At 60.6% G+C, this 20,571-nt stretch carries 17 protein-coding genes and 1 pseudogene; 5 read left to right on the forward strand and 13 right to left on the reverse strand.

The annotated features are described in order from the left end of the window. Positions 1 to 57: 57 nt before the first annotated feature. From tssH to AC22G6_RS08800, 8 genes are all read right to left on the reverse strand, one after another. Positions 58 to 2,724, reverse strand: a complete 2,667-nt coding sequence (gene tssH, locus AC22G6_RS08765; RefSeq protein ID WP_487366460.1) for a type VI secretion system ATPase TssH — start codon at positions 2,722 to 2,724, stop codon at positions 58 to 60. 14 nt (positions 2,725 to 2,738) lie between these two features. Then, complete coding sequence (gene tssG / locus AC22G6_RS08770; RefSeq protein WP_487366461.1) at positions 2,739 to 3,794, reverse strand: type VI secretion system baseplate subunit TssG; 1,056 nt, start codon at positions 3,792 to 3,794, stop codon at positions 2,739 to 2,741. Continuing rightward, on the reverse strand, positions 3,758 to 5,593 hold the full coding sequence (gene tssF, locus AC22G6_RS08775) for a type VI secretion system baseplate subunit TssF (RefSeq protein ID WP_487366462.1): 1,836 nt from the start codon (positions 5,591 to 5,593) through the stop codon (positions 3,758 to 3,760). Before tssF ends, tssG begins: the two co-directional genes overlap by 37 nt. 1 nt (position 5,594) lies before the next feature. Then, entirely contained in the window at positions 5,595 to 6,074 is a 480-nt protein-coding gene (gene tssE, locus AC22G6_RS08780) for a type VI secretion system baseplate subunit TssE (RefSeq protein WP_487366463.1), read from the reverse strand. Positions 6,075 to 6,134: 60 nt separating this feature from the next. After that, the gene (locus AC22G6_RS08785) at positions 6,135 to 6,671 is read right to left on the reverse strand and encodes an Hcp family type VI secretion system effector (RefSeq protein WP_487366464.1); all 537 of its coding nucleotides are present in this window, start codon (positions 6,669 to 6,671) and stop codon (positions 6,135 to 6,137) included. A gap of 34 nt (positions 6,672 to 6,705) precedes the next feature. Continuing rightward, positions 6,706 to 8,187: a type VI secretion system contractile sheath large subunit gene (gene tssC / locus AC22G6_RS08790; protein ID WP_487366465.1), complete on the reverse strand. Its 1,482-nt coding sequence runs from the start codon at positions 8,185 to 8,187 to the stop codon at positions 6,706 to 6,708. Further along, positions 8,184 to 8,687 carry a type VI secretion system contractile sheath small subunit gene (gene tssB / locus AC22G6_RS08795; RefSeq protein WP_487366466.1) on the reverse strand — a complete coding sequence of 168 codons (504 nt, stop codon included), beginning with the start codon at positions 8,685 to 8,687 and terminating at the stop codon, positions 8,184 to 8,186. Before tssB ends, tssC begins: the two co-directional genes overlap by 4 nt. Before the next feature lie 125 nt (positions 8,688 to 8,812). Further along, positions 8,813 to 9,541: a tetratricopeptide repeat protein gene (locus tag AC22G6_RS08800; RefSeq protein ID WP_487366467.1), complete on the reverse strand. Its 729-nt coding sequence runs from the start codon at positions 9,539 to 9,541 to the stop codon at positions 8,813 to 8,815. Here AC22G6_RS08800 and tssJ point away from each other — a divergent pair. The 3 genes from tssJ to icmH are packed head-to-tail and all read left to right on the forward strand — an operon-like array spanning position 9,531 to position 12,347. Next, positions 9,531 to 10,205 carry a type VI secretion system lipoprotein TssJ gene (tssJ, locus tag AC22G6_RS08805; protein ID WP_487366468.1) on the forward strand — a complete coding sequence of 225 codons (675 nt, stop codon included), beginning with the start codon at positions 9,531 to 9,533 and terminating at the stop codon, positions 10,203 to 10,205. The two genes, AC22G6_RS08800 and tssJ, sit on opposite strands and share 11 nt — an antisense overlap. A 13-nt stretch (positions 10,206 to 10,218) precedes the next feature. Further along, positions 10,219 to 11,562, forward strand: coding sequence for a type VI secretion system baseplate subunit TssK (gene tssK / locus AC22G6_RS08810; RefSeq protein WP_487366469.1), 1,344 nt, complete (start codon positions 10,219 to 10,221; stop codon positions 11,560 to 11,562). After that, positions 11,559 to 12,347, forward strand: a complete 789-nt coding sequence (icmH, locus tag AC22G6_RS08815) for a type IVB secretion system protein IcmH/DotU (RefSeq protein WP_487366470.1) — start codon at positions 11,559 to 11,561, stop codon at positions 12,345 to 12,347. Before tssK ends, icmH begins: the two co-directional genes overlap by 4 nt. 78 nt (positions 12,348 to 12,425) lie before the next feature. Here icmH and AC22G6_RS08820 read toward each other — a convergent pair whose 3' ends face one another. Continuing rightward, entirely contained in the window at positions 12,426 to 12,812 is a 387-nt protein-coding gene (locus tag AC22G6_RS08820; protein WP_487366471.1) for a hypothetical protein, read from the reverse strand. Between the two features lie 14 nt (positions 12,813 to 12,826). Next, positions 12,827 to 13,780, reverse strand: a complete 954-nt coding sequence (locus AC22G6_RS08825) for an SDR family oxidoreductase (protein WP_487366472.1) — start codon at positions 13,778 to 13,780, stop codon at positions 12,827 to 12,829. A gap of 218 nt (positions 13,781 to 13,998) precedes the next feature. On the opposite strand from AC22G6_RS08825, the gene AC22G6_RS08830 reads away from it, so the two are divergent. After that, complete coding sequence (locus tag AC22G6_RS08830; protein ID WP_487366473.1) at positions 13,999 to 14,886, forward strand: AraC family transcriptional regulator; 888 nt, start codon at positions 13,999 to 14,001, stop codon at positions 14,884 to 14,886. A 431-nt stretch (positions 14,887 to 15,317) separates the two neighbouring features. Here AC22G6_RS08830 and AC22G6_RS08835 read toward each other — a convergent pair whose 3' ends face one another. Together AC22G6_RS08835 and AC22G6_RS08840 are read right to left on the reverse strand one after the other, a co-directional pair. Further along, positions 15,318 to 18,410, reverse strand: coding sequence for an EAL domain-containing protein (locus tag AC22G6_RS08835; protein ID WP_487366474.1), 3,093 nt, complete (start codon positions 18,408 to 18,410; stop codon positions 15,318 to 15,320). A gap of 148 nt (positions 18,411 to 18,558) precedes the next feature. Further along, positions 18,559 to 19,668, reverse strand: a pseudogene (locus AC22G6_RS08840) (IS3 family transposase). A 309-nt stretch (positions 19,669 to 19,977) separates the two neighbouring features. Between AC22G6_RS08840 and AC22G6_RS08845 the strand changes: the two are divergent. Beyond that, positions 19,978 to 20,190, forward strand: a complete 213-nt coding sequence (locus tag AC22G6_RS08845) for a hypothetical protein (protein WP_487366475.1) — start codon at positions 19,978 to 19,980, stop codon at positions 20,188 to 20,190. A gap of 44 nt (positions 20,191 to 20,234) precedes the next feature. Here AC22G6_RS08845 and AC22G6_RS08850 read toward each other — a convergent pair whose 3' ends face one another. Beyond that, on the reverse strand, positions 20,235 to 20,525 hold the full coding sequence (locus tag AC22G6_RS08850; protein WP_108975122.1) for a sll1863 family stress response protein: 291 nt from the start codon (positions 20,523 to 20,525) through the stop codon (positions 20,235 to 20,237). Positions 20,526 to 20,571: the final 46 nt, after the last annotated feature.

Here is a 20,571-nt window from a genome sequence, read left to right on the forward strand (position 1 = left end):
GACACTGCACACACGTGCGGTGTCCCGTGACGGAAAACGCAGTACCTGCTCCCGCTATCAGACCACGCTGTAGCGGAACTGCCCCTGCTTGCCTGCCGAGACCCGGATTTCGCTGACGGCTTCGCCATCGGCCATGCGGGCAAGCACCTCGCCCGCGATCTCGGGGAGCAGGGATCCGTTCAGGATGTGGTCAACGTTGCGCGCACCGGAGTCCACTTCGGTGCAACGCGCCAGCACGGCCTCGGTCAGTGTGTCGTCATGGATGAAGCGCGCCTTGTGGTTTGCGGCCACCCGCTCACGAATGCGTGCCAGCTTGAGCTGGATGATCTCGGCCAGCACCGTGTCGCTGATCGGATAGAAGGGCACCACCTTCATGCGCCCTAGAAATGCAGGCTTGAAGCGCTGATGCAGCACAGGCGCCAGACGGGAGGCGAGCTCGTCTGCAGTGGGCACGGCTTCTTCCGCGAGGTTCAGACACGACGCCATGATCTGCGCGGAGCCGACGTTGCTCGTGAGGATGATCAGCGTGTTGCGGAAGTCGATCTCGCGCCCTTCAGCATCTTCGAGCACCCCTTTGTCAAAGACCTGAAAGAACAATTCCAGCACATCGGGATGGGCCTTTTCGACCTCGTCCAGCAGCAGCACACAATGCGGAGTGCGCCGCACCGCTTCGGTCAGCACGCCGCCTTCCCCGTATCCGACGTAGCCGGGCGGAGCCCCCTTCAGGCCCGCTACCGAATGAGGCTCCTGGTACTCGCTCATGTTGATCGTGACCAGTTTGCGCTCACCCCCATAGAGCAGGTCGGCCAGCGCAAGCGCAGTTTCCGTCTTGCCCACGCCTGAAGGGCCGACAAACAGGAAGACCGCCTTGGGCTTGCACGGATCCTCCAGATTGGCCCGCGCCGTTCTCACGCGTTGCGCGACCGCCTCCAGTGCATGATCCTGGCCCCTGACCCGTTCTGCCATCAGCGCCTTCAACCCGAGAATGGTCCGGATCTCATCCTTGAGCATCCGTCCGAGCGGGATGCCCGTCCACCCCGACACCACATCGGCAACCAGCTGACGATCAACCTGCAAGGGAACCATCGATGCGTTCTGCTGCACCGAGGCCAGCGTCTTCAGCAACCGGTCGAGGGTGCCGCCCCGCCGCCGCCCCGAGCCCCTTGCCGACGCCCCGGTCGCAGGAAGTGCCTCGAGTGCAGTCTGCGCCTGGCGGATCTTCGCCACGAGGGTCTGTTCGTGTTCGAAGCGCCTGTGCAGGACCTCGAGCTCCTTCGACTGTCTTTCAATCGCCGTATCCAGTTCCGCAAGGCGCTCGCGGTGTGCGGCCGAACTCAGCGATTCCCGCGTCAGGGCAGACTGCTCCTCTCGCAGTCGGGCCAGGCCCTGCCTTGCGTCCTCCAGTTCTGCAGGGGTTGCGCATTGCCCGAGTGCGACGCGCGCACAGGCGGTATCGAGCACACTGACGGCCTTGTCGGGCAGCTGTCGTGCGCCAATGTAGCGGCTGGACAAACGCACGGCCTCGACCACCGCCTCGTCCAGAACCCTGATTCCGAAGTGCGCCTCCAGCGCTGGCACCATGGCACGCAACATCGCACAGGCGAGCGTCTCGTCGGGCTCGTCGATCCGGACGACCTGAAAGCGGCGCGACAGCGCAGCATCCTTGTCGATGTACTTCTTGTACTCCGACCAGGTCGTCGCCCCCACGGTGCGCAACTCCCCGCGCGCGAGCGCCGGTTTGAGCAGATTCGCGGCATCGCCTTGCCCCGCAGGCCCACCCGCACCGATCAGTCCGTGCGCCTCATCGATGAACAGGATGACCGGACGCACACTGGCGCGGACTTCGTCGATGACGCCCTTGAGACGCTGCTCGAACTCACCCTTCACACTCGCGCCTGCCTGCAGCAAGCCGATATCGAGTGCGAGCAGCTCCATGTCCTTCAGCGCCGGAGGCACATCGCCACGGGCGAGCCGAATGGCGAGGCCCTCGACCACTGCGGTCTTTCCAACCCCGGCCTCGCCCGCAAGCATGGGGTTGTTCTGCCGTCTCCTCATCAGGATGGCGATCATCCTGCGAATTTCGGCGTCACGCCCGATCACCGGATCCAGCTTCCCCTCGCGCGCCAGTCGGGTCAGGCTGACCGTAAAGCGGTCGAGCGCAGGGGTACGGCACGACGCTGGATCAGCCCCGGAGCGCGCAAAGCCATTGCTGCCTTCTGCGTCAGCAGCGGAGCACGGCGCCACCCTGCCCTCACTTGAGCCAGAGGTAAGCGAATCAAACTCGGCCCGCAAGACATCGATGCGAACCCGGCCCAGAGTGGCAGGAAAACGCTGCGCTAACTGGCTCAACTCCGGGTCCCCTGCAAGCCCGAACAGGAGATGAGCGCTGCGAACGAAAGGCGATTGTGACTCAAGAGAGGCATGCAACCAGGCACGCTCCAGCAAACGCACAAGCCGTGCCGAGAACACCGGCGTCTGTGCGTTTCCAGTCTGATGCCCGGAGAGTGTGCGTTCAAGATCGTCCGCAAGCGCGCCTGCACTCACGCCAAAGCTGCGGCACACCAGAACGAAGTCGGTCGTTTCCTGTTCGCACAATGCGAGCAGCACATGCTCGAGTTCGATGACATGGTGAGTGCGGGCGACGCAGAGACTGGCGGCCCGTTCGAGCGCAACACGGCAGTCGGAGTTGAGCTTGCCAATCAGGGATTTGAGCGAGATTTGCATGGTGAGGACAGAACTCAGGAAGGGTGAAGATCGAACGCGGCGTCGCTGCGGTCGGATGCCGCGGGACGGGAACACACAAAGCTGTCGAATCCGAGCCGATACACCGGGCGCCCGGACAGCCTGCAGGGCTTCACATCCTCGGCCTTGAGCACCGGTCGAACCTCGTATTCGAGCCGAAGCCCGGTAAGCAGCTGCAGCAATTTCTTCATCGCCGCTGCACGCTCACTCCCGGGAAGAAAGGCACGGTAGGTGGACAGTGGCAGCGGCCCGAGGAAGACGCGGACACGCAGATCGCATTGCCAGATCCGCTCACCCAGCAAGACATCGTGACCGAGTTTCGCGTTTGCCTGTCCAAGCCTGGCGCACTGTGGCGCCTCAAGCCGGTACCAGCGGCCAACGAACTGTTCCAGCCGAACCGCGACGCAGAAGTATGACGAAAGCACGCGCTGCAGCGCAGTTCCCGACACCGGGCGCTGACGGATCAGGGCCGCGAAATGCGCCAGCGACTCATCGTCAATCGCGCCTGGCGCCTGATTCAGACGATCGCGCAGCCCATCCTGACCGAGACCACAGAACGCGAGCACCTGGGGCAGGAAATGCTTGCGTCTGTCGTGCTCGTACATCAGCGCAAGCTTGTATTTTCTCCACGCCAGATAGAACTGAGCGACAACGCGGTTGGAGAAGAGGTCGAAGAAGGCGTGCGCGCCGCGGTCACCGGCCATGCGCAGGGACTCAATGACCTGTTCGGTGTAGTGCGCGGGCAGACTGCCGTGGATGCCGAGAAAGCCAATGAAGCTCGGCGTCAGCTCGACCGCCCGCACAGCCATGGGCATCTCACTGTCCTGCGCGTCGTCCCGGACAGGTTTCACCGCCTCAAGCTGGCTCGGCGCAAAGCCGAGCCCGAGCGAATTGGAGAAGCGCAGCAATGGCGAGAGCGCACTCTCCCGCCGCACTCCCGAACCGAGCTGACGGTCAAGCAGGCGGACCGACTGAAAGAACTCGAAGGACCACGGGGCTTCGAGCAGATGCCCGATCAGCCCAGGATCGACTCGCCGCTGCGTGGTTTGCACCGGATCAACTCCTCGGCTGTGCGGCTCGACACCAGCACCACCTGGACAAAACTGTTGAGATGAACGTAGAGGCCAAAAAAGCAATCCATCACACGGGCAAAGACGTCCAGACCACTACCGACGAAGGCATCCTCGTCAATCGTGACCCTGACCTCGATGCCGCGCACGAAGCAGGCGAAGGGCTTGCCGTTGAGCCATGTGGTTTTCGTGACATGTTCGATGCCCTTGATCCCATCGATCTTCCGGCCATTGAGCGCGTTGCGAGGGAGGTCATACAGGCACAGCATTTCACGGAACGCCTGCAAACCACTCCCGGAAATGGAGAGATGATTCAGGGAAAGGTGCGACACAAGACGCCACAGACCGTCCCGCTGATGGTCGAAGCGACAGGGCGCGCTCGGCCGCCTCAGCAGACGAAGCGCGCCGACATGTGGATCCCCCTCTGGAATGAGCTCTGCGCCCGGTCCATTGACCGGCAGCAAGGTCGGCAAGTCACGATTGGTGCACGTGAGTGCTACGCTGAGTACATCGGATTGACGTGACGGCACCCCCGCTGCCGACTCGACGATTGCGATGCCGGTTTCATGGCCAGGACTCTTCTCCGCAAGCTGCGCATCACGCGAAGAAATCCAGTAGTTGCCATCCTCGCTTGCACGTTCGCCATGGCGCAGGGAGAAGAACGGACGAAACTCGGTCATCTGCTCACCCTGACCGCTCTGACTGACCCGATGAACCGAGTCGATGGACGCAACCTCGTAGGCATACGCGCGACGCGCATCGGCAATCACCGGATAGCAGGTCTTCTGACCACTCAAGCGGATCGGCTCGCCACGCCTGGGAAAGAGGTTCACGACCGGCACGCAGCCTGTGCGCAGAGTCCGTGTATCGATGCCCTGAAGCAGGCGCGCCGCGTCACTCTCGGCATGCAGGCCGGTAAGGGCGAAGTGAAGCGTGAGTTCGTCGTGCTCTAGGAGATCCGGTGGCAATCTGTCGAGGCACAGGTCAAAAAAGCTGAATTTCTCCGGGAAGGCAAAGTATTCGGTCAGGTAACGGTAACCGTCATGCACGTTGGACGGATAGTCGACCAGCGCCTCTTCCGCCCGAAAGCCAACGGCTTCGATCAGGCTTGCGGCCACGCGCTGCCAGCGGGATTCACACTCGACGAACGTAGCGGAAACAGAGAGGAACAATGCATCGCGCAGCGCAGCCGTCACCGATTGCGCAGCATCGATGAACAGGCGCACCGTTGATTGTCCTGACCACGCAGCCTCTCCAGAACCTTGAGTACGTCGCAGGCCCAGACTCAGGATCGCACTGGCGCCCGGAGGCAGGCTGACCCCGGCAGGCAAGCGTGGAAGCGGGCTGAAACACGCACGACTCAGGTGCATTGTGGATGTCGATACGTCCCAGGCTGTTCTGAAGGTACATTCGGCGCCGTTCACGGCGCGTGACTTCAGCGTGCTTCCTCGTGGAATCGTGATGCCTTCAGGCTGCACCGAAGGCGTTTCCGCGTTCTGGAGACAGGCGATCGAGCACGACGGAAACGGGCGCAGGTAATGCGGGTACAGCACGCTCAGCAGCGACTCGGCGAACTCCGGATAACTGTCCTCCAGGCGTTTGCTGACACGGGCACTGAGCAACGCAAAGGATTCGATCATGCGCTCGACATGGGGGTCATCCGAGCCCTCCCCCGACATCATCAGACGGGAGGCAATCCTGGGATAACGCTCGGCGAACTCCCGGCCGTGGGTGCGCAGGAATGCAAGTTCGCGCTCATAGTGCGGGAGCAGGTCCTTCATCTCAAACCCTCGCACGCGCCATGCTGTCGGGCCCGACCAGATACTGCTGTGTCGTGGGCTTTAGCATCAGGTCGAAACTCACCGCCTCGCAAAGCGGCCGGACCACCAGCAGCGCCCTGATGGTAAACAGCAGACGGTTCTCCGATCTGCGATCGCTGTCGAATGCCACATCGACGTTTCTCAGACGAGGCTCATTCAGGACAATCGCTGCGCGCAATGCATTCAGAATTGCAGCACGGTCTGCGAGGCTGCTCAGGCTCAGGCTTGAGAAATCGCTCAACCCATAGTGAATGACCGAGCGCCTCGCTTCTGGAAATGCGTGAAACGCTGCGTCTGGCATGCCAAGACGCGTATTCAGCAAGGATTCGAGATCCCGCGCGACAGACGCCTTGAGCCGGTCCAGGGACAAGCCCTGACGCGGCGCCGGATCACTTGCACCACCAAACAGTTTCTCGTGCAGAGAGGGTTCAAAACCTGTCACGTCATCTGGCTCCGCCCGGGGTGACACCAACGAACGCCACCCCGAAGATCACATCTGCACTCAAGTCAGGCTTGGCGTGTTCGTGGCAAGATTCCACGCGCCCTGAATATTGACCTTGCCCGTCTTGCTGCCGTCGATGTTCAACTCGTCGTAGGTCCACTTGACCGCGGAGTACTTGAGCGAAAAGCTTTCCATCGGAATACCCTCGCTCGATACATTCGGCGACACTGACGCCACCAGCACGTTCTTGAGCTCGATCTTCAGGTACTGGTGGCGATTCTGCGTTGTGCCAGGGTTGCCGGTCGTATTCTTTCCGCCATGTGCGCGATAGAAACAAATCACCACATCATTGATCACGAGGCCCGACGAGCAGGCCTGATAGAGCTTGGGGCTGGCCCCGTCGATATCCTTGGTGAACACCATTTCATCGTGCTCGCAACGCTCGGCCGTGTGTCCGCCCGAACTCGACGCCGTCGCGGATTTCGGCTGTCGAATGGAGTGCGACCAGGTGTAGACCTCGATCTGGTCCTTGTGCTTTGAATCCCGTGAATCCCCCTTGATGTCGCTACCCTTGAACTCAACGTAGATATCCTTCATTTCCCATCAACTCCCCGGTGATTGAACAGAAAACTCAACTTTTGCTTGTCTGCGGCAGTTCGGCGACGAGCCGCAGTGAAACCGACAGCTCGTCGAGCTGAAAATGGGGGCGAATGAACGACACCGCGCGATAGACGCCCGGCCGCCCCGGCACTTCGCTGACCTCGATGGACGCCTCACGAAGCGGAAACTGCGCCTTCGTTTCCTGTGATGCAGAATCGTCTGCCGTGACGTACTGGTCGATCCATCGCTGCAAATAGCGCTCGACGTTTGTCGCCGACGCGAAGCTCCCGATCTTTTCGCGCATCATGGCCTTCATGTAGTGCGCGATCCTGCACACGGCAAAGATGTACTGCAGCTGCGCGGATAGCGAAGCGTTCGCGTTCGCGGAATCGGTGTCGTAGCGCCGCGCCTTCTGCGCCGACTGCGCACCAAAGAAGGCCGCGTAGTCGGTGTTCTTGCAATGAACAAGGGGCATGAAGCCAAGATCACTCAGCTCCTTTTCGCGCCGGTCGGTAATGGATATTTCGGTCGGACACTTCAGTGCGACCTCGCCCTCGTCGGTCCTGAACACGTGAGCAGGAAGATCCTCGACCAGACCACCGCCTTCCACACCCCGAATCGCCGCACACCAGCCGTGGCGTTCGAATGCGCTGGTCAGTCTGGCAGCGAAAGCGAAGGCCGCGTTGCACCACAGGTAGCGGGAATGATCGGCGCCGTCGACATCCTCGATGAAGTTGAACCCCTCAGTGACGAGTCCATCCACCGGGTTGTAAGGCAGGCGCCCGAGAAACCTTGGCAGGGTGAGTCCGACGTAGCGTGAATCCTCGGACATGCGGAAGGACTTCCACTTCACGTACTCGACCGTATCAAACACCTTGGCAAGGTCGTGCGGCTTCCCCAGCTCGGTGAATGACTCAAGGCCAAAGAGTTCAGGAGAAGCAGCAGCGATGAACGGCGCATGTGCAGCCGCCGCGACATGGCTCAGCTGTTCAAGCAGATACAGTTCTTCCGGTTGCCGGGTGAGCTGAAAATTGCCGATCAATGCACTGAAAGGCGCACCACCGAAGGTGCCGAACTCCTCCTCGTACACTTTCTTGAAGACCACGCTCTGATCGAAATCGATCGCCACCTTGAAGTCCTTGACCAGCTCCCTTGCGGTCACATTCATCAGCTTGATCTTGATCTTCGTCCCCGTTTCGGTTTGCCTTATGAGGTAGTTCAAGCCTGTCCACGACGCTTCGAGTTCCTGGAGCGCCGGCGCGTGCATGATTTCACTCAACTGGGCTGAGATCAGGCGATCGAGCTCCGCTATCCGGACATCGATCGAGGCGGCGAGGTTCTCCGAAACAACAAGCTCGCCCTGAAGGACCTGTTCAGCGAGTTCACCGATGATGTCCCGCGCGCGATCCCGCTCGACCGGCGATCGCGCAACTCGACTCTCGTCGATGATCCTGTCGAGCAGACTCTGCCCGGGAACGGGCACGACCGTTGCAGCTTCGAGGCGGGAGTTCATTCCGTCACCTCGCCGTCTGAGCCCGGTTCCTTGCGCCCAATCTGCGTGAGCGCATCCGTCCGGGCGAGCACGTCTGCCAGCAGGTCTTCAAGCTTTTCGTTGCCGGCGAGCTTGTTCCTCAGCTCTGCCAGGCGCGAGCGCGCCTCCATCAGCCTTTGCAGCGGCCTGACCTGCTCGACAATCGACTCGGGGCGAAAATCCTCGAATCGCCTGAAGTTCAATTCCACACTCAGTTCGCCGCCGGCATGCGTCAGGCGGTTCGGAACCCTGAAGACGGTCCTCGGCGCAATGCTGTTCATGACGTCGTCGAAGTTCTCCCGGTCGACATTCACGAATTTCCGGTCGCGCAGACGCTGCTGCGGCGCTTCACTCGCCGCTGCAAAATCACCGACCACGCCAACAACGAATGGGAGCTCCTTGTGCTCGATCGCATCTCCGCGCTCCACATCGTAGGTAAGCTGAACACGGGGCGGTCGCACCCGTTGCAGCCGCTTTTGCATGCTTTCCCTTTTTGACACGCTGCACCTCCTGACCCTGCAGACACACTTGCCACCGCCTTGCAGAGCAAGCCCGCATGGTTCCGCAGCAGTTCGCACGGCACCGGGCAAACCTGCAAGAGGCTTCCCTATTTCAGAACGCTGAACGGATCACCATTGACGGCGGTGGCCGACGACTTCGCGCCCCCCGTTGCGCCACGCTCACGCACGACGGGTACGGCGCGCCCCGCAGCCGCAGCGCTCGCCCGCCGCGTGACCCGCTTTGGCGCCGGGACCGCCTCGGGTACGAGAACCTCCTCACCGAGCGTTCCGCGCAGCACGATCGCAAGCCTCGTCGCATCGGCCCGGGTCGAACCCGACAATGGGGCCTCGGCGCGCAGATCGACCAGCGAGGACGTTGCGACGCGTAAACCCGACACGGCCCGGATGCTCTTCGCGAGCTGGCTCGCCGGATCGCGTTGCAATGCTTCGTCGGCGGAAACGATGGCGTGGCCATACTCACCAGCGTCGAAATGCAGCGAAGCCAGGCGAACCCAGGGCTCTGCGTGCAGAGGAAATCTTGAGGTGACGGTCTGCAGAACCGCGACGGCCTCGCCACGCTTCTCCTCCACAAGAAGTCGCTCAACCGTTTCCCCTGTCACCTCGTACACGTCTGCAAATCCCGTTGCCTCCGGTTTCTCAGCCACCGTCGCACATGCGGACAGGCTCAGGATCACGGCCACGATCAGTGCGCTATTCAACAAGCTCGAACCGACTTTTAACGGGTGAAGAGCATTCACTTTCGGGCCTCCGTAAGCGTTGTGAAAATGCGGTTCGCATAGTACATTGCCATTTTCAAAATGCCAAATGGATTTCATGAAAGACCACAGATTCAGGTCTTCGCGAAGGTGGGCGCTGCCACAGAAGTTGTGTCCGTCCAGAGCGTTGCTATGGGTGCTTGCTTCGGTGTTAGTCCTGAGCGGCTGCTCGGGCGCGGCCGCAATCCAGCTGGCGGGAGCAGCCGTCAGCGGTGCTGTAAATGGGGTACTCGAAACCTCAGGCCTGCGTGTGGGACGCGACCGTGAATCCGCAGCTACCGTCCCGGTTTCCATCGAGACAGCACCCGCACTGAACGCGAGTGCTGCCGGTGAGCCCCTGTCCGTGGTGCTGCGCATCTATCAACTGAAAAGCGAGCATGGATTCGCACGGCTCACCTACGCGCAGGCACAACAGGACGATATGGGCGCGGAGGTACTCGCGACAGAACTTGAAAGCGTTCGGGAACTGATCATCCTGCCTGGCAGACACTACGCGCTAACGCTGGAGATGCGTCCCGACACCCGGCACATCGGCATCGTGGCGCTGTTTCATTCCCCCGCGCACGGGCGCTGGAAACTCGCCATTGAAAGGGGGCGCGCGCCGACAGATCAGATCGCACTCATGCTCGGCGTGTGTGCGATGGCCACCACCCCCGATGCGGACACCACCAAAAGTGAGGCAGCGGCCACAGTCGTTGCAGACATCCGCTGCAAACACAGCTGAACGGAAAGTCGTCATGGACACGTCAAAAGTACTCTGGGGTGAAGGCCTGTTTCTCCGGCCGCAGCACTTTCAGCAACAGGATGCATACCTGGAATCCCTCAGCCGCAACGCACTTCTCTGCGCGCAGCCCTATGGCTGGGGCATTCGCAAGCTGGAGGTGGATCTCGACGCACTTTCGAGCGGCATCCTCCGACTCAACTGCGCAGACGTCGTGTTCGAGGATGGCGAAACATACCGGGCGCCGCAGATCGATCGCTTGCCGGAGCCCGTGATGCTCGACCGCGCCCGCTTCAGCGACGGCGCCACCGAGTTTCACCTTGGCATCAGGCATCTCCAGAGACATGGCAGCAACTGCGCAGCCGAGGACGCACAGACAGCCGAAACCCGTTTCATCATTACACCGATCAGTCTGTCCGATCGATGCACCGACGCGGTGGAATCCGAGGTATCCGTGCTGCGCAAGCGCGGCGTGCTGAAGTCAGCGCTCGAGACACTCGACTCCTACCAGAACCTTCCGGCTCTGCGGGTACGCAAGACCGCGGGCGGTGCATACGAATGCGATCCGGAGTTCATGCCTCCCATGACCTGCATCAGCGCATCTCCGCGCCTGTTGTCCCGCCTTCAGGCCCTGCTCGACTCTCTCGAAGCGAAATCGCACGCCTTGCATGGCTTGCACCGCGAGCCATCACCGTCCGTCATCGAGTTCAGATCTGGCGACCATGCTTCGTTCTGGCTTCAGCACACGGTCAGCAGCGCCTACGCTGCCCTGTCGCATTTGCGCCATGCGCCAATGCTCCATCCCGAGCGCCTGTTTCAGGAATTGCTCAGACTAGGAGGTAGCCTGATGACCTTTTCCAGACAACATCAATTGTCCGATCTGCCCGCCTACGATCATGCGCACCCCGGGCAGTCGTTTGTTCGCATCGACGAAATACTGCGGTCCTTGCTGGAAACCGTGATTTCGGCACGCTATTTCAGCATCGCGCTGCACGAATCAAAACCCGCTTTCCATACCGGCCGGCTCGATTCGGGAAAGATCACACCCGACTCGCTGTTCTATCTGGCAGTCAGGGCAAACCAGCCCCTTTCCGAACTGATCGAATCCGTTCCCCTGCGAATGAAAATCGGCGCCCCTGACGACGTCGAGAAACTCGTGCTGTCCGCACTCAGCGGTGTGCAATTGACCCATACGCCTCAAGTGCCAAGCGCAATACCGGTCCGCCCCGGCACCTGCTATTTCGCCCTTGATTCAAAAGGCGCGCTCTACCAGCGGATGCTGAAGGCACAGGCCATCACCATTTATGCGCCCTCCAACTATCAAGACCTCAGTCTTGAACTCATCGCACTCTCATCATGACCTCCCCCATCCCCTCACTGACCGGCTCCATGCATCCGCCAGGGGAGCACACACCCATTGAACGCACGCATGATGCGGCCCCGAAGCCGACCCTGGTCGACCTTCTCTACGAGGGTTTCTACATGGTCTTCCTGTTACGCAACGGGAAGTCACCGACGACCTGCGCCGACTTCTCCGATCGGGTGACGGCCTTCCTCACTGAGTTCGAACGCCAGGCCAAAAAGGACGATTACTCGCCAGATGACATCTTCGACTCGAAGTACGCCTTCAGTGCGCTGGTCGATGAGGCGGTACTGTCGTCGAACTTTCCGCTTCGCGACGCCTGGGAGCGCCACCCCCTTCAGCTGAGCCTGTTCGGCGATCAACTGGCCGGAGAGCACTTCTTCGATCGACTGGAGAGGGCCCGCGATAAAGGCAAGGCGCGCCTGCCCAGCCTGGACGTCTTCCACATGTGTCTGCTGCTCGGATTCAAGGGCAAGTACCGGATCGAAGGCTCGGAAAAACTCAACTATCTCACCAGCCAACTCGGTAACCAGATCGAGCACATCAGGGGCAGACACGCCGGATTTGCACCGCACTGGCGAGCGACGGACAGCGTCGCCCACACTCTTCGTCACGAAGTACCCTTCTGGGTCGTCGCCTCAGTGCTCGCGCTCGCAGCCCTGCTTGCCTATCTCGGCGTCAAGACACGGACAGACAACCTGACGCGCGAAGAACTGGCGCTTCACTCAAATGTGGTGAGCTTTGCGCGCAACCTGCCGAGCATTACCATCACACTGCCCTGAGCGCACGCAGATATGGCGGGTTCATGTGCTCGATCGGCATGCCGGCAGTCCGCGAGTGCCACAGTGATCGACCGGACCCTAAGGTTCGCAGGTCACGGTCCCGCCCCAGCGCCATAAACAGAACGCTGCCAAGGCCATCACGACGGCCTCCACTGCAACCCAGAGCCATTGCTTTGTGACAGGGCCGTGGACGAGTAATCCGAGAAGACGTGCCGCCAGTGCGCCCGTCATGAAGTAGAAGACGGCAGTGGGGATGCTCGTTGACCAGGGGCGAAGCGCGGTGACTGCGATGAAGCACAACCCCACCCCGAGCAACATGCCTCCGCGAACCCTGCGCTCGATGGCCTCGTACGCGTCGGCCGGAGCCTCCGGGCCGCCGGTGAAAAGGCCGAACCAGTTGGGGAACGCCGCAGCCACTGCACCTAGGATGGTCAGGGCGATCCCGAAAATGCGAAGTTCAGACATTGAGTTCTCCCCAATCACAGCGCCCACTCGATGCCGGTTTCCTGCTCGGAAAGCGCCCACAGGCGCTCCATGACGGACTTGTCATAGGCATAAGACTCCAGCGTACCCCTGCCGACGGGACCGACCCATTCCATGCGGCCGGTGGGACCGTAGAGGGCGCGTTGCTCCAGGCCGTTCTCGGTTGCGCACATGACCTCGGGCCAGGATCCCCTTTCGGCTGATTGCACCATCGGCGACAGGCACATGAGTCCGAAAGCGATCCGCGTCGGCAGGTTGCCGCTGGTCTTGATGAGCGATGTCCGTGACGAGCCGGGGTGGCAGACATAGACCTTGACGTCTCTCTGGTCAGACGCGGCCAGTCGGTCCTGCAACTCGTAGGCGAACATCATCTGCGCCAGCTTGCTCTGCGAATAGGTGTTGTTCTGGTTGTAGTTCCTGTCCCAGTTCATGTCGTCGAACTGAATGGTCCGAATCCCCATCCTGTAACCGAGACTGGCAACGACCACGATGCGGCCTCTCGAGTCCCTGATGCGCGGGTACAGTACGCCGCAGAGCAGGAAGTGACCGTAGTGGTTCGTACCCAGCATGCTTTCAAAGCCATCTTCGGTGAGTTTCCGGGTCGGCACCTGCGCGATGGCCGCGTTGCAGATGAAGGCGTCAATCCGGGGGACGGCTCTCAGCACCTCAGCCGCCGCTTCGCGCACGCTCGCCAGCGACGCGAGATTCATGCGGATGAAGCTCACGTCGGCGCCGGCTCCAAACTCCTTCCTGAGCTTCACGATGGCAGCTTGCGACTTCTCCGCAGAGCGGTTGAGCATCACGACCTTCGCGCCCTTCTTCAGCAAGGCCCGCGCTGCCTGAAATCCTGTCCCGGCGTTTGCGCCGGTTATGAGGTAGGTCTTGCCAGCGAGATTGCCGAGCCGTTCGGGTGTCCAGCCCGTTGGGCCAAAGCTGTTGTGCGTCGTCATGGTTTAATTCCCGTGTAATTGGTGTCGATTCATGGAGCGTGTAAGCCCTTGCGGTGCTTGCGTCTTGAGCGCCTGCAGCCAGCAGCGGGTCAGTCTCGCTGCAACGGGAATGACTTTAAATCTCAGCGTCGAACACAAATAGGCCGCTTCGTCTCCAAAACATGCCTATTCGTCTCAAGGTGAGTTTCTGGAGGACGATTGCGTGCTAAATTGGTTTCATGATCAAGCAGGAACTCAGACAACTCATTGAAAGCCGGGTCCGCGGGGAAGGTCTGGTGGAAACCGGGGTGAAAGGTGTGCAGCTCTTTCGGATCACGGCCCCGGTCCCCTGCGCGCCGGCCGTGTACGAACCTTCGGTGGTGGCCATCGTCAGCGGCAGCAAGGAAGCCGTGCTGGACGGGCGCCGCCACGTGTACGACAGCAGCCGCTACCTGTGCTGTCCCATGTCCATGCCCGTGGAGGCCGGAACGCCCACTGCTTCGGCGGACAACCCGCTCCTCGGCGTGCTGATCTCTCTGGACACCCGGGTGATGACCGAACTGTCCCTGTCGATGGAAGGTGCTGCCGGGGTATGCCGACCTTCCCGACAAGCACCGCAGCCAGCGGGCCTGGCGCTTGCCCACTGGGACGAAGCGTTTACCGGGGCGCTATTGCGCCTGCTTCAACTGGGAGACAGTCCCGCGGACACGGCCATCCTCGGGGATAGCAGGCTGCGCGAGGTCTGCTATGCCGTACTGAAAGGAGAGGCCGGGAACGCCGCGCGGCGCGCGTTCGGCGTGGGTAATGACATCGCGCGAGCCATCGCCTACCTGTCGTCGCGCCTGACAGAGCCGGTGACCATCGACGACATGGCTGCACAGGTCGGGATGAGCCGGGCCGTCCTCCACCGCAAATTCAAGGAGGCGACCACGATGTCGCCCATGCAGTTTGTAAAGGCCATGCGCCTGAACAGCGCCGCCATGAAGATGGCCCGAGGCATGCGCGTGACCGAGGCCGCGATGGCGGTGGGCTATGAAAGCTCATCCCAGTTCAGCCGGGAGTTCAAGCGCCTGTACGGGCAGCCACCCCGGCAATGGAGCCAGGCCGGCCCCCATGCAGCGCCCTAGCTGCGGAAACCCAACAGGTTGTCCGTAATCGGCGACGTTCAGTTCATAGCGATGGACGACAACAGCGGGTCAAGGCCGGCTGAAGCCTCAAGTGACGAGCGCTCAGTCGGCCGCAGTCTCGTGGCTAGGACCGCGGACTGACTGGTTGCTGCCGTCCGTGGCGTAAAGATCCAATGGCCGGTCAGGCCAATGCGCTGCCTCGTACCATTAGCCAAGTGCAACCGATCGGGCTGACCTGTCGTTGCTCTGCCGCGCTGCATCGGGCAGTAATGCACCGGTTATCTGTCGTTCAGCGCTGCACGGCTACGAACGGCGGCTTTCTCATCCGTCGAACGCGAACTTTCGACCCATACGAGCCATCGCAAGTCTTCAATCTTAACGACGGCAATGCAACGCAAACCCACCCTTGAGAGCACCCGCTTTGGGCCAGCCTAATCAGCTGCGACCCGTGTTGCTTCAGCGGAGCTCTTCACCCCGCCCCAAGCCACATCGGGCCGCCAGTGGGTGGCCCAAGCTGGCAACTGATCTGCGGGCATCGGTCGGGCAATGCCGTAGCCTTGCGCCAACTCACAGCCCAGTTGCAGCAGCGCCGTGCCGTGTTCCACAGTCTCCACGCCTTCGGCAATCACGTCGCGATTGAAGGCAGCGGCCAGGCCGATGATGCCTTGCAGAATGGCGAGGTCATCGGGGTCATCGAGCATGTCGCGCACGAAGCTCTGGTCGATCTTCAGAAGCGCGACCTGCAGGCGTTTGAGGTAGGTCAGTGATGAGTAGCCAGTGCCAAAGTCATCCAGCGAAAACCGCACGCCCATCTTGGCACAGTCATCAATCACCCGCGATGCCTGCGCCATATCGGCGAGGGCACTGGTCTCCAGTATTTCGAATTCAATACGGCTTGACTGCACTTGCGGGTGCTTTGTCAGGATGACCTGGAGGCGCTCCACAAAGTCGTCCTGTAGCAATTGGCGTGAACCGAGGTTGACGCTGACCGCCAAGTCCAAACCCGCAGCGTGCCACACTTCCATTTGATGCATGGCGGTGTCTATGACCCACTCGCCCACATCAATGGCCAGCGGGTGGTCTTCGATCAGCGGCAAGAAGGCGGCAGGTGCCAACAATCCATTGTCAGGGTGGTGCCAGCGGATCAGCGCCTCGGCCCCAATGACCTTGCCGCTGCGCATGTTGACCTTGGGCTGGTAGAACAACACGAACTCGCCTTGTGCCAGCGCAAGGCGGATACGTTCAATGCTTTCGTGGCGCAAGCGCATGCTGCTGTCGTGCACGGCATCAAACACGGAGTAACGGTTCTTGCCCGCCACTTTAGCCTGGTACATGGCCTGGTCGGCTTGGCGCAGCAATTGGTCGGCATCAATGTCTTGCCCCTGCGAATAGAAGGAAACGCCCAGGCTTGCAGTGACTTGCAGATGCAGCTCCCCCACTTGCACCGGCAGTGCGGCCGCAGTCAGCAGTCGATTGAGCAGCGGGATGCTGGCCTGCGTGTCCTCGAGGTCGATCAGTACCGCCACGAACTCGTCGCCGCCAAAGCGAGCCAAGGTATCACTCTCGCGTAGCGCCTTTTTCATGCGCTTGGCGACTACGATGAGCACATGGTCGCCAACCTGGTGCCCATGAGTGTCGTTGATGACCTTGAAACCATCGAGGTCAAGAAAGACCACCGCTAGCTTCATGGCACACCGCTGCGCCTGCGCCATCAACTGATTTAGCCGGTCAGCCAGCAGCACGCGGTTGGGCAGGTTGGTCAGTGCATCAAAGTGGGCGATGTGTTCCAACTTTCTTTGGTGTGACTTGCTGGCGGTAATGTCGGAGAACAGTGCCACATACCGCTGCGTGGCGCCTTGCTCATCGCGTATCGCGCTGATAGTCAATAGTTCGGCATAGATCTCGCCGTCTTTACGCCGGTTCCAGACCTCGCCGCTCCAATGACCTTGTTCGGTCAAAGCATTCCACATGGCGCTGTAGAATCCGGCATCTTGCCTGCCAGAGTTCAGGATGCGCTGATTCTGACCGATGACCTCTTCGCGGCTGTAGCCGGTAATCCGGGTAAAGGCTTCATTGACGTCGACGATAGTGCCGTTGACGTCGGTGATGGTGATGCCTTCACGGGTGTGGCTAAAAACACTGGCTGCCTGTTGAAGATGTTCGTTGGCCCGAGTTCTTTCAGTGATGTCGCGGCAGATTATGATGAAGCGCCGGTCTGTCTTGGCATCTGCATGCAGGACTGCCACGGAGAGTTCAAACCAGTGCTCACCTTGCGGCAAGGTGAGCCGGTAGGTAACACCATTCGAAAAACCATTATTCGCTGCCTCGTCGATTGCGTTCTGACACGCACGAGCAGCATCTGGCGGCAGAAAGTCAGCAAACCTTTTGCCGAGAAACGCTTCCGGCGGGGCCGCCAGCAGGTCACTTCGGTGAGAGTGGTAACTGACGATTCGACCTTGGGAATCTACGTCAAACAGCAGATCGGGCAAGGCATCCAGCGTGGCTTGCAACTGATTACGCAGTGCATCACTGGCAATCTGCGCACGTACGCGTTCGCTGATGTCATCGACCATCGCCACGATATAGTCGATGCTGCCGTCGGGCTTACGCACAGGGCTTACCGCCACGCGCGTATCGACCACATGGCCATTCTTCTGGATGAAGCGCTTTTCAAGACTATAGCTGTCGATCTTGCTGGCCATCATGAGATTAAACTGAGCCATGTCGGCGGCCTTATCCTCGGGGTGGGTCAGCTCCGTCCATGTCAACCGGGTCATTTCGTCGCGCGTGTAGCCGAGCATCGCGCAGAGCGCATCATTGACCTCGATCCAGCCTTTGTTCCGACTGGTTATCGCGAGGCCAACGATGGCATTGTCGAAATAGGCGTGAAAGCGCTCTAAGCTGGCGCGTTCCGCAGCCGCTGCTGCATCCTGCGCGGAAGATAAAGCCTGCTGGTCATGCAGTTGCTGTTCGTGATTGCGAAAAATCATGCACAGCAACATCGTGGCGAGTGGATAGAACAGCAGCAGCACCCACCAAGCTTGCTCGATGAAGGCAAAACCGGCCTGATCAGGAATCTGTGTGAATGCGGCCAACTGCATCAGCTGAACTACCACGCCCAGCGCGAGATAATCGACGGGTCGAGGTGGGCTTGCACGGCGAAGCCACCATTTACGTGCTAGCACCCCCAGCAGCGCGGAAAGCAGTACGACCATGACGCCGACAGGCCCACCGATACCCCCCAGCTGATAGCGATAAACCGCCGCCATCGCTGCTGCGATAGCTGCCGTCACACCCCCACCCACCAAGCCAGCCACCGACAACACAATCGATCGACCGTCAAAAAACACGCCGGGCAAAAAATTAACGGGGTTAGCCATTACCAACAGGGTGACACCGCCAAACAATAATCCGAGCAGAATCTGGCGACTCCGCAGGTTATCGTAAAACTGCAACGTCACGAGTTGCCCGACCGCCACCAGAGCGACCAGGAATGCAATGTTATTGATCAGGGAGAGGACCATGCTGCTGTGCCAAATCAGAGTGGGAAGAGCATTCCCCACTCTATCTGATACTTTTCGTTTGTAACAAATAAGAAAGCACGAGTCGTGCATACAGCTTTGTGACAAAGCGGAGAACTTCCTGACCTGCCCCGATTCTTCGGACCACGAGTTACTTGAGACGGATGGCCTCGTGGTCGTTGCCTGAGTGGTTCTGAACGTACTGCGCCGGGGTCAGGTATCCCAACGCAGAATGCGGTCGTACTTCGTTGTAATGACGGCGCCACTGCTCGATGACGACGCGCGCCTCAAGGCGGTTGCGAAAGTATTCCATGGACAGGCACTCGTCGCGGAACTTGCCGTTGAAGTTCTCGTCGGTACCGTTTTGCCATGGCTTGCCCGGCTGCGACAGCGCCATCTGCAATCCCTCATCGGTCGCCCACTGGAGCAACCGCGTCGAGACGAACTCCGGGCCGTTGTCCGAGCGCAATGCTTTCGGCGCTCCGCGTTCGCTGATCAAGCGGCTCATAACCTCGATGACGCGCTCCGAGCGGATGCTGCCTGCGACGCCGATCGCCAGCGCCTCGCGGGTGTGCTCGTCGATGACCGTTAGGCATTTGAGCTGCTGGCCGTTCGCGCAGGTATCGAACACGAAGTCGTAAGCCCAAATCCCGTTCGCCTCCGATGCGCGCTCGACCTGATCGCGCTGACTGGCCACCCGGCGGCGCGGTCGCTTGCGCGGCACCTGCAAGCCCGCTTTGTGCCACAGCACGCCAGGTGCGGCCGATGCTCAGCCGGTGCCCAGCGCGACGAAGAAAGATGCGGATGCGTCGGTAGCCGTAGCGCGGGCACTGCGCTGCCAATCGCCGCATCTCGCCGATCAGCGGAAGATCACGCTCATCGAGCCGCGACACATAGCCAAGTGCCGAGCGCGACACGCACAACGATGCGCACGCTCGACGCTGCGAAATGCCTCGCTTCACTGCGTAAAGCACCTGCGCTCGACGCGCGCAGGTGCTCACCATTTTCTTGCCGTGATCTCCTTCATCACGTCGATCTCCAGATCCCGCTCGGCCAGCATCTACTTGAGCCGCGCGTTCTCGGCCTCCAGCTGCCGCAGTCACTTGACCTCGTCCGAGCTCATGGCGCCGAAGCGCTTGCGCCACGTGTAGATCGTCTGCTTGCTCACTCCGTACTTCTTTGAGACCTACGCGACCGGCAAACGATCGATCTCCCGCAGGATCTTGACGATCTGTTCTTCTGTAAAACGGCTCTTGCGCATGGCTTCCTCTTCTTCCTGGAAGCCATCCTCTCAAGTTTCAGCTGGCCCGAAAAGCCCGGAGCAGGTCAGGTTTCCGTTGGCCCGAGCCGGATTGGACCGGTCTTCCGGATTGCTGCTCAGGAGGGGACCGTATTTCAAGTCAGCCACGCCGTTTCGCATGGTCGAACGCCGGTGAGCGGCCTCGTCGCCATGGGCATCGTGATGTGGCTCGTTGTACGCTGGCGCACCCGGCAGGCTGAGGGTGCTTGATCACCTGGCCCGGCGCTGCGTCATGATGGGCGCCTGAGCAGAACCGCAAGGAATGCCCGCTTGAAGCTCTCGCGACTCTTCCAACCGAAAAACCCGCAGTTCTGGCTGCTTGTGGCGCTCAACCTGCTTTCAGCCGCGATCTCCTGGCTCCTGCAGAACCGCGAGTTTCCCCTTGCGATCATGCTGGCGCTCGCCACCTTCGCGCTGGCCAATTTCTGGCTCGGTTTGCGCATCGCGCTGAGGCTCATGAAGGAGCCGCCCGGTCCCAAATGAGCCGGGCAGGTCAGATGAGGCATCCGGATCACGCCGCACGCAGATCATTTCTTGTGCAGATTGGTCAGCTTTTCAGTGCTTTCCTTGAGGTCTTCCCAGGCTTTATCCATGTTGGCCTTGACCTGATCCCAGGCATCATCTGACGCACTCTTCAGCGTGGACAGGCGCTCCCACGCTTCGTCCCGTTTGGCCTGCAATGCTTCCAGATTCTTTTCGTACTGAGCCTTCATCTGCGCTTCCCACTGCTCTGCGCTGGCCTTGAATGGCTCCGTCTTGGCTTTCCATTCGTTCAACTGCTTTTCCATCAGCGCCAGATACTCTTCACGTTTTGCCATGATGTGTCTCCTTGCATTGATCCTGCGGCCACCGCAAACAGTGCGG

This window comes from Parazoarcus sp. PS-13 R2A, assembly GCF_057621855.1.